Origin of the sequence: Nonomuraea sp. NPDC049649, assembly GCF_040675175.1 — a bacterium.
In the GTDB taxonomy this organism is placed as follows: domain Bacteria; phylum Actinomycetota; class Actinomycetes; order Streptosporangiales; family Streptosporangiaceae; genus Nonomuraea.
This window is the reverse complement of record NZ_JBFAOH010000008.1, coordinates 223,642-239,387: the sequence shown is the minus strand read 5'-3', so window position 1 is coordinate 239,387 and position 15,746 is coordinate 223,642. Positions and strand designations below refer to the sequence as shown.

11 protein-coding genes are annotated in these 15,746 nt (G+C 72.3%); 2 read left to right on the top strand and 9 right to left on the bottom strand.

Translation table 11 applies throughout. The annotated features are described in order from the left end of the window. Positions 1 to 3 precede the first annotated feature (3 nt). Positions 4 to 537 (bottom strand): SigE family RNA polymerase sigma factor, encoded by a 534-nt coding sequence (locus AB0J42_RS14195; RefSeq protein WP_364293259.1) that lies wholly within the window; start codon positions 535 to 537, stop codon positions 4 to 6. 226 nt (positions 538 to 763) lie between these two features. Between AB0J42_RS14195 and AB0J42_RS14190 the strand changes: the two genes are divergently transcribed. Both AB0J42_RS14190 and AB0J42_RS14185 read left to right on the top strand, forming a co-directional pair. Next, a complete protein-coding gene (locus AB0J42_RS14190) occupies positions 764 to 1,615 on the top strand; it encodes a metallophosphoesterase (protein WP_364293256.1) in 852 nt (283 codons plus the stop codon). A 208-nt stretch (positions 1,616 to 1,823) separates the two neighbouring features. Continuing rightward, the gene (locus AB0J42_RS14185) at positions 1,824 to 2,594 is read left to right on the top strand and encodes a helix-turn-helix transcriptional regulator (protein WP_364293253.1); all 771 of its coding nucleotides are present in this window, start codon (positions 1,824 to 1,826) and stop codon (positions 2,592 to 2,594) included. A 29-nt stretch (positions 2,595 to 2,623) separates the two neighbouring features. Here the strand turns inward: AB0J42_RS14185 and AB0J42_RS14180 are convergent, their stop codons facing one another. The 8 genes from AB0J42_RS14180 to AB0J42_RS14145 form a co-directional block, all read right to left on the bottom strand. Continuing rightward, the gene (locus AB0J42_RS14180) at positions 2,624 to 3,982 is read right to left on the bottom strand and encodes a cytochrome P450 (protein ID WP_364293250.1); all 1,359 of its coding nucleotides are present in this window, start codon (positions 3,980 to 3,982) and stop codon (positions 2,624 to 2,626) included. After that, positions 3,979 to 4,518 (bottom strand): flavin reductase family protein, encoded by a 540-nt coding sequence (locus AB0J42_RS14175; protein ID WP_364293248.1) that lies wholly within the window; start codon positions 4,516 to 4,518, stop codon positions 3,979 to 3,981. The genes AB0J42_RS14180 and AB0J42_RS14175 overlap by 4 nt, the downstream gene beginning before the upstream one ends. A gap of 22 nt (positions 4,519 to 4,540) precedes the next feature. After that, positions 4,541 to 4,969, bottom strand: coding sequence for an acyl-CoA thioesterase (locus AB0J42_RS14170; RefSeq protein WP_364293245.1), 429 nt, complete (start codon positions 4,967 to 4,969; stop codon positions 4,541 to 4,543). Positions 4,970 to 4,972: 3 nt separating this feature from the next. Beyond that, positions 4,973 to 10,708 (bottom strand): type I polyketide synthase, encoded by a 5,736-nt coding sequence (locus AB0J42_RS14165; RefSeq protein WP_364293242.1) that lies wholly within the window; start codon positions 10,706 to 10,708, stop codon positions 4,973 to 4,975. Further along, a complete protein-coding gene (locus AB0J42_RS14160) occupies positions 10,705 to 11,679 on the bottom strand; it encodes an enediyne biosynthesis protein (protein ID WP_364293239.1) in 975 nt (324 codons plus the stop codon). Before AB0J42_RS14160 ends, AB0J42_RS14165 begins: the two co-directional genes overlap by 4 nt. Positions 11,680 to 11,683: 4 nt before the next feature. Next, on the bottom strand, positions 11,684 to 13,624 hold the full coding sequence (locus AB0J42_RS14155) for a CRTAC1 family protein (RefSeq protein WP_364293236.1): 1,941 nt from the start codon (positions 13,622 to 13,624) through the stop codon (positions 11,684 to 11,686). Next, positions 13,621 to 14,598: a DUF1702 family protein gene (locus AB0J42_RS14150; RefSeq protein ID WP_364293233.1), complete on the bottom strand. Its 978-nt coding sequence runs from the start codon at positions 14,596 to 14,598 to the stop codon at positions 13,621 to 13,623. The genes AB0J42_RS14155 and AB0J42_RS14150 overlap by 4 nt, the downstream gene beginning before the upstream one ends. A 152-nt stretch (positions 14,599 to 14,750) precedes the next feature. Further along, a complete protein-coding gene (locus AB0J42_RS14145; protein WP_364293230.1) occupies positions 14,751 to 15,743 on the bottom strand; it encodes a DUF1702 family protein in 993 nt (330 codons plus the stop codon). Positions 15,744 to 15,746: the final 3 nt, after the last annotated feature.

The following is a 15,746-nucleotide window of genomic DNA, read 5'->3' as shown; positions in this document are numbered from 1 at the left end:
CCCCTAGCTAGGTGGGCGTTCGGTGGTCGCGCGCGCCTGCTCCTTCTGCGCTTCCAGCGCCGTCCGCAGGACGCCGAGCGCCCGCACGGTCTGGCTGCGTACGGTGGACGACTCGTTGCCCAGCACCCGGGCGGTGTCCTCGACGCTGCGGTCCTCCCAGAACCGGAGGAAGATTGTCGCGCGCTGGCGCGGGCCGAGCGCGGCGAGCGCCTCCTTGAGCATCATGCGCTCGCTCACCTGGGCGTACGGGTCGGAGGCGGAGACGGGGTCGGGCGGGACTCCGATGAGCACCTCGCGTGACCACCGGCTGGCCCGGCGGTCGCTGATCAGCAGGCGTCTCATGATCTGCCGCGCGTACGCCGCGACGCTGTCGCGCCGGTCGAGGTCGTCCCAGTGCTTGTGCAGCGCCAGTAGCGTCCGCTGGACGAGGTCGTCCGCCTCGTGCCAATCCTGGGAGAGCCGGAATGCTATGCGTTGCAGCGTCGGCCTTGCCTCCCGCACATAATGCGCGAATTCCTGTTCGCATGTATCGGCCATAATTCAACACCCCCAAGGGCCGGCCGCCGCTTCTTTTCCGGCCACTTCAGAATTCAATGGGGAGGCGGCCGTCACAACCCCTAAGGAACGCCCGTACTCCCTTATCCGGAGCGGCCGTCGCGGCGCGTACGGCGGTGTGCGGGCCGCCCCCTAATCGCGGCGCCGCGACCCCGGTTTCGGCGGCCGGGCCCTGCCCCGGGCGGCGAGCGCCACCTACTCTCGGCGGGTGAGCACCTCGAAGAACGGGGCTCTGCTGGGCATCAGCGACCTCCACGTCGGGTTCGCCGAGAACCGCGCGGCCGTCGAGACGCTGCGCCCGCGGACCGACGCGGACTGGCTGGTGGTGGCGGGCGACGTCGCCGAGCGGCTGGACACGTTCACGTGGGCGCTCACCCTGCTCAAGGAGCGGTTCTCCACGGTGATCTGGGCGCCGGGCAACCACGAGCTGTGGACCCTCCCGGAGGAGCCGGAGCTGCGCGGCGAGGAGCGTTACCGCGAGCTCGTGCGGATCTGCCGCGGCCTGGGGGTCGTCACTCCCGAGGATCCCTATCCGGTCTGGCGGGGCGCGGGCGGGCCGGCCACGGTCGTGCCGCTGTTCCTGCTGTACGACTACAGCTTCCGGCCGCGTGACAGCACGGCGGCGGAGGCGCTCCGGCTGGCCCTTGAACAGGGGATCGTGTGCCGGGACGAGTTCCTGCTGCATCCGGAGCCGTATCCGAGCCGGGAGGCGTGGTGCCGGGCCCGGGTGCGGGAGACCGAGCTGCGGCTGGACGCCCTCGACCCCGGCCTGCCGACCGTGCTGGTCAACCACTATCCGCTGCTGCGGGAGCCGACCCTGATCCTGCGTCACCAGGCGTTCGCGCAGTGGTGCGGGACCGAGCTGACGGCCGACTGGCACCTGCGCTACCGGGCCGCCGTCGTCGCCTACGGCCACCTGCACGTGCCGGTGACGAGCTGGCACGACGGGGTGCGGTTCGAGGAGGTGTCGCTCGGCTATCCGCGCGAGCGGCGGCCGCATCACCTGAAGGGGCGGCTGCTGCGGCAGTTGCTGCCCGCGCCGCGGCCGGAATGGGCCTGACCCCGCAATCCCGAAAAAGTCGGGCATTTATTAGAAAATCCGCCTTTTGGGTGCAGCTTTCCGGGGGCCAGATCGCGTGTACCAGATGGCAACCGAAAGGCATTCAACCGGGGCGTCCGCAGAAACGTCGCAATCCGAAGAATCCGGCGGCTGAAATCCGAAATCGGCCGGGATTGCTCGACCGGTCCTCCGGAATCCGGGAGGCCAGATGGACGACGTCATCGAACGAGCGGTCATGCGGGTCATCGAGAGCATGCAAGAGAATCACGGTGAACCGCTCACCATCGACGACATGGCGCGTACCGCGATGTTCAGCAAGTTCCACTTCTCCCGCGTCTTCCAGCGGGTCACCGGCCTGTCTCCGGGCAGGTTCCTGTCGGCGGTGCGATTACGCGAGGCCAAGCGGCTGCTCGCCGTCACCTCGCTCAGCATCACCAACATCAGCCACCAGGTCGGCTACTCCAGCGTGGGCACGTTCAGCTCGCGCTTCACCCAGAGCGTCGGCCTCTCACCCAGCAGGTACCGCCAGCTGATGAGCATCACCGAGCAGGACCTGCGCGACGGCGCCGCCCGCCGGCCCGAGGGCAGGACGGTCACGGTGCACGGCACCGCCGTGTCGCCGATGGCGGAGCGGCCGGTCTTCGTCGGCATGTTCCCCGGCCAGATCCTCGAAGGCCGGCCCGCCAGCTACGACCTGATCAGGCGGCCGGGGCCGTTCGTGCTGCGCGAGGTGCCCGAGGGCCGCTGGTACCTGCTCGCCCAGTCGGTCGCGGAGTCCCGCGAGGACGCCATCCACTATCCGCCGAACGGCGACAACGCGCTCTGGATCGGCCGGCACGGACCGATCGCGGTGGGCTCGAACGGCGCGACCCAGCGGGCCGACGTCCGGCTCCAGCCGATGCGCAGCCTCGACCCGCCGGTGCTCCTGGCCCTGCGCGACCTGCTCTCCACCTGGGACGACGGGGAAGGTCGCGGCTGACCGGCCGGGCGCACCGGCGCCCGGCGGGCTCAGGCCAGGCCGACCGTCATGGGCAGGCCGCCGCGGATCCGCAGCGACAGCATGGCCTCCGGGACCGCCCGGCAGCCGGGCACCCCGGTCAGGCGCAGCTCCCGGGTGATCATGGCCAGCACGAAGACGGCCTCCATCATCCCCAGGTGGTTGCCCACGCAGAACCGCGGGCCCGCCCCGAACGGGATGTAGGCGTACCGGGGCCGGTCGGCAGGCGCGTCGGGCGCGAACCGCTCCGGCAGGAACCGGTCCGGCTCCCGCCAGTAGGCCGGATGCCGGTGCAGCGTATAAGGACTGATCATGACGTCCGCCCCGGCCGGCACCCGGAACCCGCCGATCTCGTCCTCACCGAGCGCCACCCGCGTCAGCGCCCAGACCGGCGGGTAGAGCCGCATGACCTCCTCCAGCACCATCGCCGTGTAGGTCAGCCGGGGCAGGTCCTGATAGGTGGGCGGCCGGTCCCCCAGCACCGAGACGGCCTCGTCCCGCAGCCGCTCGCGGACCTCCGGATGCCGGTCGAGCAGGTGGAACGCCCACGACAGGGTGCTCGCGGTGGTCTCGTGCCCCGCCAGCAGCACGGTGATGATCTCCTCCCGGAGCCGGTCGCGGGCGTCGGGCAGGTGCCGGGTGGAGTCGATCAGCCGGGACAGCAGGTCCTCGCCGTCCGTCGAATTGCGCAGCCGGTGGGCCACCAGACTGTCCGCGATCCGGTGCAGCTCCCGCCGCGACCGGCGGAAACGCAGGTGCAGCGGGAGCGGCAGCCAGAGCGGCACCTTGCGCAGCGTCACCATCTCGAACATGGCCTGGTCCTGGACGCCCTCGAAGGCGTGCCCGATCGAGGCGTACGCACCCAGATCCGCGTCCAGCAGCGTACGGCCGAGCACGCCGAGGGCCAGCCCGGTCATCTCCCCCGCCAGGTCGACCGGGCCGCCGCCCGCCCGCGCCCGCAGCCGCTCCACCAGCCGCCCCGCCTCCTCGGCGATCACGGCGTCCTGCCGGGCCAGCCGCTTGTTCTGGAACAGCGGCTGGATGGTCCTGCGCTGCCGCCGCCACACCTCGCCGTGGCTGGTCAGCAGCCCGTCGCCGATCACCCGCCGGGCCTCCTCCAAGCCGATGCCCTTGCGGTAATTGGCCACGTTGTCGGCCAGCACGTGCTTGGCGTGGTCGGGGTGGTTGAACAGATAGATGGCCTTCGGGCCGATCGTCATCCGCACCGCGTCCCCGTACCGGGCCGCCGCGTCGCCGAGCAGCGTGAGCCGGTCGGTGACCAGCAGCCGGTAGAGGGCGGGAGCCGCCCACGGCGGCGGGCCGGGAGGCACCGCCCCGCCGCGCTTCGGACGGGTCCCGAGCGTGGTCATGCCGAGACCTCGCCCAGCTCGGGCGCGATCTCGGCATACCGGCCCCGGTGCACGAGCAGCCCGTCGGGCCGCTCCGACTGACGCACCGACAGCACCTCGCCGAGGAAAATCGTGTGATCGCCTCCCTCGTACACGCGCCACAGCTCGCACTCGAACGCGGCCGCGGCGCCGGCGATGAGCGGCAGCCCGGTGACCGGGCCGGTGTCCAGCTCCACGTCGGTGAACTGGGCCGGCCCGAGCGCCCGGTACCGGTCGGCGAAATGCCGCGCCACCGCCTCCTGATGGGCGGCCAGCACCGAGACGCCGAACGTCGTCGTCCCGCTGAGGCAGCGGTGCATCACCGCCCCCTTGCCGACGCACACCAGCAACAGCGGCGGATCCAGCGACACCGAGGTGAAGGAGTTGGCCGTCATGCCGTGCGGGACCGCGCCGCCCGTCGTGATCACGGTGACGCCGGTGGCGAACGCCCCGAACGCCTGCCGCAGCGCCTTGGCGTCCCGCACCTCGGGCAGTGCGGCTGATGGGTGGACTTGCACGCTGACCTCCTGGATGCGCGTCTTAGGACACGTACGGTTGAAGCGCGCCGACCAGGGACTCGGGGACCCTCGCGGGCGCTGTCTTGGTGTTGGGGCCGCGCATGCAGGCCACCCGCTGCCGGCCGCGGGCGATGAGGCTCTCGGTCCCGTCGGGATTCAGGCGGACGTAGTCGAAGCCGAACTCCAGCTGCGTCTGGGCCAGCTCGACCAGGCGCATCCTGATGGACAGCTCGTCGAAGGCGGTGATCTCGGCGAAGAACTCGCAGTCGACCTTGAGGGTGAACAGCTTGAGGTCGTCCTGGAGGTCGGCGAGCACGTCCGGCGCCCGCTCCTTGAGGAACATCTCCCGGCAACGGCCCTGCCAGCGCAGGTAGTTGACGTAGTAGACGTTCCCCACGATGTTCGTCTCCTCGAAACCCACCGTGTGGAGGTACTCGAAGTAGGTGCCCATGGACTACGACCGCCCTTCGGTCAGGATCGCCACGGCCACCGGGTCCGGCAGGCCGTGCACGGTGGTCACGAGCGTCGCGACCCGGACGCCGGGCGCGGCCAGCACGACCCACCCGTCCCGCCCGGCACCGCCCAGCGCCAGCTCCCCCGCCACCCCGGCCTGCCGGACGCACTCCGCCGCCGCCCGCGCCCGCGCCTCCGCCGCACCGAGGCTCTCCCCCGCCTCTCCGGCGATCGCCGCAGCCAGTTCCGTGTACGGCCGAGTCCCTTCAAAGACGCCCGGCCGCGCCCCGTTGACCCCCTTGACCGGACCAAGCCCATCCCCTGAGACCGCCATCCCGGAAGGCGCGACCCCGGCGGGCACGGCCTCCAAGGAGTCGGTGGTGGCAGAGGTGATGGCGCAGGCGACGGGGCCGGGGGTCGCGACGCAGAGGGTCAGGCCGGCGCCGGTGGCGAGTGCGTGGTTCCGGGAGGCCGCGCCCGCCCGGTCGACGGCCAGGTCCTCCCGGCCTTCGCCGGGCTCGACGGCGACCGCCGCCCGGACCCCGGTCAGGTCCTCCAGGGTGCGCTCCAGGTACGGGCCGAGGAGCGGTGCGGGCCACGGCCCGTGCCCGCCCTTCTTCCGCACCGCCTGCAGCCGCAGGCCCTCCCACCGCTCGACGACCTCGCCGTTGGCGGTACGTACCGCGATGTCGTAGATGTACGTGTCGCCGTCCCGCTCGCGCTCGGTGGCGCGGTAGCGCACCTCCCCGGCGGCGGCCAGCGCGGGCCCGCCGGGGTGGACCCGCGAGATGCCGACGGGCAGGAGCGTGGCGTCGGGCACGCACACCTGGTTGCCGTGCATGAGCGCGTCCCGCATGCCCGGGTCGCCCAGCAGCAGCCCGCCGGGGAGGAACCCGGCGAACCACCCGCCGTCCTCCCGTACCGCCAGTTCGGCGTCCACGTCGCGGGCGGCGGCGCGGTGGTAGCGCCGCAGCCGGTGGAAGAGCTTGCCCTGGAAGAGCACGTCCCCGTACATCTCGGTGGCCGGGTCGAGCGCCACGGGCGGCAGCCCGTCGCGGCTCCGCTCGGGCGGCCCGTCGGGCGGGTTCTCGCCGGTCAGGCGGAGGACGGCCCGGAAGTGGTCGACGGCGAAGCCGGTGTCCTGGCTGCGGATGGTGACGGCCAGGGTGTCCTGTCCGGTGACGGTCGCCGCGATCCGGAGCCGGGTGCTGCCGTCCGGGGGCACGATGATCGGCCGCAGGAACTCGGCGTCCTCGATGACCGGGGTCTCCGGCCGCCCGGTGACGGCGTGCGCGGCCTGGGCCATGGCCTCCATACCGAACACGGCGGGGAACAGCAGGTTGCCGTCGAGGAAGTGGTCGGCCAGGTACGGGTCGGTCCCGGCGTTCAGCTCGACCTCGCTGACCAGTTCCACGCCGTGGTAGCGGATCAGCGGGGCGCCGACGAAGCGGAGCAGCGGCAGCTCGGGCAGGTCGCGGCGGACGGTGTGGACGCCCTCGGTGCGCCCGCTGATCACCACCACGCCGGGCGTGTCCGGGTCGGCGAGCAGGCGGCGCATGGTCTCTACGCCGTCGGCGGCCGGGATGGGTGTGATGCCCTGTTCGGCCAGCCGGTCGACGACGGACAGCCGTTCGCCCATGCCGACCTCGGACCAGACCGACCATTCCATGCAGACGGCCCGGCAGCCGGGGTGCCGTTCGCCCACCTCGCGGGTGAGGTCGGCCAGCCACTCGTTGGCGGTCGCGTAGTGCGCCTCGCCGGGCAGCCCGGCCCGGCCGATGATGCTGCCGAAGGTGACCAGCAGCCGGAGCCGGCCGGGGTCGATCGCGTCGAGCACGTTGCGCAGGCCGCCGACCTTGGGCGCGAAGGTGCGCCGGAAGTCGTCGGGGCCGAGCCCGGCGAGCCCGGCGGGCTCGTTGCGCCCGGCGCCGTGCAGCACCGCGGTGACCGGTCCCAGCGCTTCCTGGGCGGCGGCGACGGCCTGGCGGACCTGACCGGCGTCGGTGACGTCGGCCATCGCGTAGTGCACGGTCAGCCCGGACTCGGTCATGCGCCGCAGGTTGGCGGCGAGTTCCTGGTCGTCGCCGGGGTCGGAGCGGCCGAGCACGATCAGCTTGGCCTCGCCGGCCATCGCCATCGCGCACTCGGCCGTGATGCCCTTGCCGCCGCCGGTCACCAGCAGGACGTCCGCGGCGGACAGCGGCTCGGTCTCGCGCTCTGGCCGTACGGGCAGCGCCCGCAGGGTCGGGACCCGGCGCACGCCGGCGGCGTCGTAGTGGACCTCCGCGAAGTCCGCGGTGGCCGCCGCCTCCGCCGCTACCCAGGCGACCGCCTCGGGTGTCGGCGGTACGTGCACGACCGTGGTGCGGACCCCGGTCTCCAGGTGGAGGGTCTTGGCCAGACCGGCAGCGCCCCGCCCGTGCTGGACCAGGACGAACCGGCCGCCGGCCGCCTGCGCCGCCTGGGCGCCGAGCAGCGCCTGCTCCAGATCGCTCTCCGCGCATTCGGGAGGTAGGCACACCAGCACACCGGAACCGATCTTCTCCCGTTCGAGGGCTTCCCGGAGCGGCTGGGCCGGCGCCGACCCGGCGGGCGCGTACACGGTCCACTGCCCGTCCGTCTCGGGTCCCGCCCGGCCGGGCCTGGGCACCTCGTCCAGGTCCACGGCGAACGCCCGCACCCACGGCGCGGCCCCGGCCACCCCGGCGGGCGACTGGGCGCGCGGCTCGGCCGCCATCCGGTCCAGCGCCTCGCCCAGCTCGCGCAGGCTCGCGGTGGCCAGGTTGGCCGGTGTCTGACCGGCCGGGACGCCGAGCCGCTGGGTGGCCTGGTCGATGATGTGCATGACGGTGACCGAGCTGAGGTGCAGCTCGTCGAGCGGCTTGCTGTCCTCGGTCACCAGGTCGAGGGGCAGCTCCGCGCGTTCGGCGGCGAGGCGGCGCAGCAGGTCGACGGCGGACTCGCCGGATTTCTCCGGTACGTCCGCCTCATCGGCTTGCGCCTTCTCGACCCGTACCTCCTTGACCCGCACGTCCGGAGCCTGCTCGGCCGGGCTGGCGAAGAACGACAGCTCGGCCCCGATCTCCAGCGGGCGGACCAGCCGCCCGTGGAAGAGCTCCTCGTGCGCGATGGCGACGCCCGCCACGTGGGCGGCGCCCGCCACGGCGAGGAAGGGCGCCAGCGACTCGCTGTCGGTGTCCAGCGAGATCGCGGGCACCTCGCTCAGCTCGGCCGCCAGGCCGGCGAGCACCCGGCCCGGCCCCACCTCGATCAGCAGGTCGAGGTCCTTGGCCGCCTCCTCGACCGCCTGGCTGAACAGCACCGGGGCGCAGATCTGCCGGTGCAGCAGCGCGGCGACGTCGGTGTCCGGGGCCAGCGAGGTCCCGGTGACGGTGGAGACCACCCGGCGCCCGACCCGGCCGAACCGCTCCTCCGCCAGGTAACCGGCGAGCACGTCGGCGGCCGGTGCCACCAGCGGCGAGTGGAAGGCGTGCGACACCTTCAGCCGGGTCCAGGTCAGCCCGTCCCGGGCGGCGGCGCGCCCGACCTCCTCGACCGCGTCCACGGGACCGGCCACGACGGTCTGGTTCGGCGCGTTGTAGCCCGCGATCACCACGGGCAGGTCGCCGATCAGCTCCAGCACGGTGTCCGGGCCGGCCCGGAGACCGGCCATGGTGCCCGAGTCGCTGTGCTCCTGCATCGCCCGGCCGCGCTTGCCCGCGATCCGCAGCAGCCCGGCCTCGTCGATCGCGCCTGCCCAGTGCAGTGCGGCCAGCTCGCCCAGGCTGTGCCCGACGGCCACCTCGGCCTCGACGCCGATCAGGGACAGCGCCCGCAGCCCGGCCAGCGAGCCGGTGACGATGCGGGGCTGGGCGACCGAGGTGGCGACCATGTCGCCGGTGACGGGCAGCCCGGCCGTGGCGTAGACCTCGGCGACGTCGGCGAAGCGCCGCCGTAGCGCGCCGCCGCCGGTGCCGCGGCCGGAGCCCTGGCCGGGGAACAGGTAGCCGATCTTGGGCTGGCGGGCGGCGTGCCCGAGGAACGCCCGGCCGTCCGACACGCTGTCCTCGCCGGACTCCAGCGCCGCGAGCAGCCGCGACAGCCGGCGTTCGGCGTCGTCCGGCGAGGTGACGACCGCGGCCGCGCGGTACGGCAGGCCGCGCAGCCTGCCGCGCAGCGTGGCGGCCAGGTCCCCCAGCTCGGCGTAGGAGAGCCGGGGCACGAAGGCGAGCAGCTCGGCGACGAGCCCGCGCACCTCCTCCCGCGAGGCGCCGTCGAGCAGCAGCAGCTCGGCGTCCTGGGCGGAGGCGGCGAGCATCCGGGCGCGGCTGGAGACCCGCCGGCGCGGCGCCGTGCTCTCGACCACGACGTGGGTGTTGATGCCGCCGAAGCCCATCGCGGTGACGCCCGCCCGCAGCGGGGCGCCGTCGGGCCACGGCTCGGCCGCGCGCAGCACGCGCAGCGCGGCCGGTTCCTCGGTGAGCACCTGGTGCGGCTCGACGCAGCCGATGGTGGGGGGCAGCACCTGCTCGTGCACGGCCATGACCGCCTTGATGAGGCCCGCCACCCCGGCCGCCGCCTTGGTGTGGCCGATCATGCCCTTGACGGAGCCGACCGCCGCGGGCGGCGCGTCCGGGGCGGCCTCGGCCCGCGACCGCGACAGCGCGGTCAGCTCGGTCGCGTCGCCGATCGCGGTGCCGGTCCCGTGGCCCTCGAACAGCCCGACGGTCTCGATGCCGAACCCGGCTCTCTCGTACGCGCGACGCAGCGCGAGCCGGTAGCCGCTCACCTCCGGCCGGGTGATGCCGCCCCGGCCGTCGGAGGAGATGCCCCAGCCGGCGATGGTGGCGTAGATCCGGTGCCCGGCGGCCAGCGCGTCCTCCTCCCGCATCAGGGTGACGACGCCGCAGCCCTCGCCCGGCCAGAAGCCGTTGGAGTGCCGGTCGTACAGCCGGAAGTCGCTCTTGGCCAGGGCGCCCGTCTTGGCGAACCCGATCACCTCGAACGGGTCGATGGACAGGTCCACGCCGCCCGCGAGCGCCACGTCCACGTCGCGGTCGGCCAGCGCCTTGGCCGCCGTCACCACCGACAGCAGCGACGACGAGCAGGCCCCGTCGACGGTGTAGCCGCCGCCGTTGAGGTCGAAGTGGTTGCAGATCCGCCCGGCGATGGTGTTGGACAGCCCGCCGGCCAGCGTGTCCTCGTCCACCGGCGGGAACGGGCTCTTGTAGACGGCCTCGTACCCGGCCAGGAACGTGGCCAGCCGGTCGTCGTCCCAGCCCTCCTCCTTGAGCGCGGCGGCGAGCGTCCGGCGGATGTACGGCCAGCGCAGGCGGAGCACGTTCGCCCGGGTGAACTCGCCGGTCAGGGTGTTGCCCACGACGACGCCGGTGCGGTCCCTGGGCAGGCCGTCGCCGTCCGGGAACCCGGCGTCGGCCAGCGCCCGGCCGGCCATGTCGAGCGCCAGCCAGTGGGTGAGGTCGGTGGAGCGGTAGGTGCTGCCGGCGATCCGGTGGGCCACCCGGTCGAACGTGTAGCCCTCGATGACGGCGGCGGTCTTGGCGTAGAAACGGTCGGGGGTGGCGGGGTCGGGGTCCCAGTAGTCCGACAGCCGCATGCGCTCGTCCGGCAGCCGGCGGAAGGCCCGGCGGCCGGCGACAGCGTTCTCCCACAGCTCGCGCGGCGAGGCGGCGTCCGGGTACCGGCACGCCATGCCGACAATCGCGATCTTCGTCATGCCTTCGCGACCTCTTCTTCGGCGGCCGGCCTGAGCGCCTCCTCGGCGGCGGCCCGGACCTTCTCAGCGTCCATCTCGCGCGCCTTGTTCACGATGTGCAGGGCCCAGAGGAAGCCGCCGCGGATCAGGCAGACGGCCGTGGTGGCGTAGAAGATCCCGTAGGGGATGTTCATGCCGATGAGCAGCCCGTACGTCAGAGCCACGCCGCCGCCGAAGGCGACCTGCGACAGCGGCCGGGACGGGCTGGTGCCCGGGTCGGTGATCATGTAGTTGCTGAACAGGATGAACGCGACGCCGGTCATCATGGCCAGGCCGCCGAGCATCGAGATGTCGTCGATGATCAGCCCGCGCACCACGGCCTGGAGGGCGAAGACGCCCACCCAGCCGCCGATCAGCCACATCCGGTTGGTCAGCTTGCCGTTGAGCATGGTGCCGCCGAGGATGATGACGGCCGGGATGATCCAGTCGAGCGGGTTGGTGACGTGCTCGGTGAAGTGGTACGGCGGCGCGATGCTGGCCCACGGGAAGATCAGCAGGATCACCGTGATGCCGAGGTTCGACGGGTTCATGAAGTGCCGCAGCCGTCCCCGTACCGGGGCCCGCAGCACCCACTTGGCGCCCACCGCGACGACGACGCCGAACATCATGACCAGCACCTGGTCGTTGACGTAGATCAGCATGTTGAGCGCGACCGAGGTGATGTGCGCCGGGTAGAGGAACTCGACCAGCCCGCGGAAGCCGTTGCCGCGGTAGCGGGGGGCGCGCCCTTCCTGGCGGGCGCCGATGGTCTCCAGCAGGATCTCCGTCGAGTAGCCGGTGGCCACGGCCACGAAGGGCCAGACCCACGGCTGCTCGAAGCCGAAGAAGACGTAGCCGAGGATGTTGAAGACGGTGATCGACATGGCGAAGTTGCGCAGCGCCGTGATCACCTTGGGATCGCGACGTACCAGGTTGTTCGGCTTGTCGGCCATGTCGTCACATCTCCTTCGCTTCTGAGCCGAGCTGGACGCGGTGCCAGCCGGGGGTGAGCTGGAGGGCCTGCTTGCGCAGCTGGCCCGACCGGTCGCGCCAGCTCAGCTGGACGTCGAGGGGACCGGACACGTGCTCGCCGAGACCGAGGTGGACGGCGTGCGCGCGCTTGCCCGAGTGGCCGCTGCCGCCGTCGACCCGGCTGACCAGGACGCGGCCGTCCGGCATCGTCACGGACACCTCGGCGCCGATCACCGGGGAGCCGGCGGCGGGCAGCTCGCCCTCCGAGGCGGGCAGGTCGTGCAGCAGCCGCAGCCCCAGGAAGGAACCGGCCTGCTCGCTGGTGTTCAGGTAGAAGATCGGGGCGTCGAACTGGCGGGCCACCGCGAAGTCGATCAGCCCGTCGCCGTTGACGTCGCCGGTGGCGATGCCCCGGGTCGGGATCGGCACGGCCAGCCCGAGCTGCTCCGACAGATCGGCGTAGCGGCCGTCGCCGCCCCTGGCGAAGAAGGCCAGCGTCTGGCTGCCGGCGATGTCGCCGCCCTCGGTGACGTTCGGCCAGGACTTCGGGTTGCTGGTCACGCCGTCGTTGGAGGCGGCCAGCTCCTGCAGCGGCGGCCACCGGTTGACCGCGCCCTTGATGAACCCGGTCGCCTGGACGATCTCCAGCTCGCCGTCGTTGTCGAAGTCCTCGATCTTGGGGTCCCAGCCCCAGCCGGACCAGGCGGTCCGCAGCTCGGCGCTGAGGTCCTTCCAGGGCGCCTCCCCGCGCTGGAACGCGGCGCGCAGGGCGGAGCGGTTCTCCACCTGGGAGATGAACTGGAAGTTGCTCTCCTGGATGCCGTAGGGCGTGGTGATGTTGCTGACGAAGAAGTCGTAGATGCCGTCGCGGTTGAAGTCGCCGGCGTCCGAGCCCATGCCCTTGAACGAGTCGTCGCCGAGCACCTTGGACTTGGGGATGCCGATGCCGCGGTCGCCGGACACCCGGGAGAACTGGATCTTGCCCGGGGTGGAGGTGTTGTAGAGCAGGTGGTCGGGGCCGAAGTCGTTGTTCAGCATCAGCTCCGGCAGCCCGTCGCCGTCGAGGTCGACGGAGGTGGCGCCGAGTTCCCAGCCGGTGGAGATGTCCGCGGGCAGCACCGAGTTGAGCCGGGCGTACCGGCCGTCGCCCAGGCCGCGGAAGAAGTAGTTCCCGCCGCCGTTGACCGCCAGGGACAGCGAGTCGTTCATCTCCACGCCGCCGTCGACCGTGTGGTCGAGGACGGGGCTGCCGTCGGGGAAGTAGTTGCCGACGAAGATGTCCTGCCGGCCGTCACCGTCGAAGTCGGCGACGGTGGCCACGTTGCTGTTCCACAGCTCCCCGCTGTACTCGGGCCCGCCGCTGTTCGGCACCAGCTCGACGGGCTCGAACGCCTGCGCGTCCAGCCTGGTCGCCTCGGGCCGCTGCAGGTGCAGGGTCGGCGTCCGGCCCCACCAGTAGACGAGCAGGTCCGTACGGGCGTCGTCGTTGAAGTCGCCGGGCACCACGCCCATCGGCGCCATCGCGTGGTTCATCGGCAGCGGCCCGTAGCCCAGCGCGAACGGCTCGTACCGGTCGCCGGTGCCCGGCGCCGGGGTCACGATCACCTGGTCGGTACGGGTGTCGACGATGATCAGGTCGTCGTCCTTGACGTTGCCGTCGAGGTCGTTGAGCGCGATCGCGGCGCCCACCGAGGAGATCCAGGCGTCGATGTGCTTGTAGGCCTGGTTCACCTTGCGGATGGTCTGCTGCGGGGCGCCGCCCGGCAGCGCGATGGCCATCGGCTTGAACGCGTACGATCCGGCCAGGTCGGCCTTGACCTCGTCGGACGCGAAGGTCGGGCGGCCCGCCACGAACACGGCGAGCATCAGCGCCAGCGCGACGACGCCCGCCGTCTGCTTGCGCAGCCATGTGGCTACCTTGGTCACGGGGTGACACCTCCATGTGAGACGAACGAGTCGGCGATGCGCCGGCGCCACACCTCGTAGGCGGGCAGGTGGCCCGATGCCGCCGTGCCGGGACGGGTCTCGCGGCTGATCTCGGCCGCGCGCTCGGCCGTGGTGCCGCAGATGACGCGGGTGGCCGTCTCCGTGTGCGGGAAGAGCAGCCCGGCGCGGATCCGCGCCTCGGCGGCGAACGAGCTGCCCTGGGCGAGCTGGGGACGGTACTGACCGGCGCGCTCGCAGAGCAGGCGCAGCTCTTCTTCCGAGGAGCCGCCCGCGTAGGTGGCGGCCAGGCCGATGCCGCTGTAGAGGTCGGCCCTGCGCTCCTCGGGGAAGCGCCCGGCCAGCGTGGTGACCTGGTCCACGTCGGTGCCGCCGACGAACCACAGGGCCCGGCCGATGCCCTGGTCGATCGCGCGGGCGGCGTAGTCCGCCTGGCCGGCGGGCCAGGGGAAGCGGGTCTCGCGGTGCTGCTGGTGGACGTACCGCTCGGTGTGGAAGTAGGCCTGGTGGAAGCCGTACCCGTCGTGCACCAGCCACAGCAGCAGCGGGTCGAGCAGCTCGCTGACCGGCCACAGGAACCGGGGCAGCCGGGCCATCGCCCAGCCGATCCCCACGTAGATCATGTAGTTGTGGAACTCGCCGCGCCCCGCCAGCAGCTTGTTGATGCGGGGCACGCCGCTGAGGGTGAGGCCGTCCATGATGGCGACGCCCATGCCGGCGCCTTCGTAGGCGAAGCCGCGGAACGGGGCGGGGACCTTTTCGAGCCGCTCCTCCGCCTCGGCGACGGTGCGGGCCTCGACGGCGTAGGCGTAGCCGGCGAGGAAGGTCTCGCCGACCTTTTCCAGCAATTCGGTGGACGCCGTATTCTTCGCCCAGAATCCGCGCTTGGCTAATTTAGTCTCTGCGACATCCGGCACCAGAATTCTGCGCCGCAATGACCGTAACGCGCCTGCCACACCAGCCTCCGCCGCTAATTTCCGGATATTTCCCTACCATTGACACATGTCGCATGACAGCCGGACAACTCCGGGTTTGCTCAGCTCAGCGGGCTGATCGAGGGCAGCACAGAGCGATATCACGCCACAGATGAGGTCAGAAATAAACGCGCTCAGAGATAAACGCCGTCGGCTTTCACCGAGAAATGCGCCCGGACACCGGCGCGCCATCTCTCGTAATCCGGCACCCCGCCGTGATTTCCGGGAGTGACCGCGGAATCGTCGGCCAGCGCCACCGCGTCCGCGACGGAGAGCCCGGTGAGCACCGCGCCCACCTCTTCCGTGTGCGCGGGTACACACCCCGAGTAGTGCCGCGCCTTGACCGCGAAGACCGACCCCTGCGCCAGGTGCGCGCGGTGCTCGCCCGCCTCCTCGCGCAGCGCCGCCGCCCCGCCCGCCGCGCCGCCGGCGAACGTGGCCGCCAGCCCGACGCCGCTCCACAGATCGGGCTGCCGTTCGGGGGCGAACGCGCGCACCGCCGCCGACACCTCGGGCACCCGGCCGCCGTGGATGAACCACAGGGCCCGCCCGATCCCCTGGTCGACCGCCCGCGGGAAGTAGTCCGCGCGGCCCAGCCAGGGGTAGGCGGCCGGCACCCGCTGCTGCTCGACCCACCGGCGCGGGTGGAAGTACGCCAGGTCGAAGCCGTAGCCGTCGACCGCCAGCCAGCTCATCGTGGGGTGGTACGGGGTGCCGCTCAGGTCGGGCAGCACCTTCTTCCACAGCGGCCGGGGCAGCCGGGCCATGGCGAACCCGATCCCGATGTAGGCCAGGAAGATGTGCGGCTGCCCCGGCCCCAGCAGCAGGTCCCTGGTCCGCCGGCCGCGTCCCGGCCCCATCGCGTCCAGGACCGTGAAGGCCATCGTGGCGCCCTCGTACGCGAAGCCGCGCAGTTCCACGTCCACCATGGCGAGCCTGCGCTCGATCTCCCACTGGTCGCGGGCGTCGATGCCCCATTCGAAGCCGCAGACCACCGCCTGCGGGACGGCCTCCAGACAGGCCGTCTCGGGCGAGGCCGGGACGTCGAATCCGCGCCCGGCGAACGTCACGTCGGCCAGCGACGGCGCCAGCACGAGCCTGCGCAGCGAGCCGAGAAGAGTGGACATGGG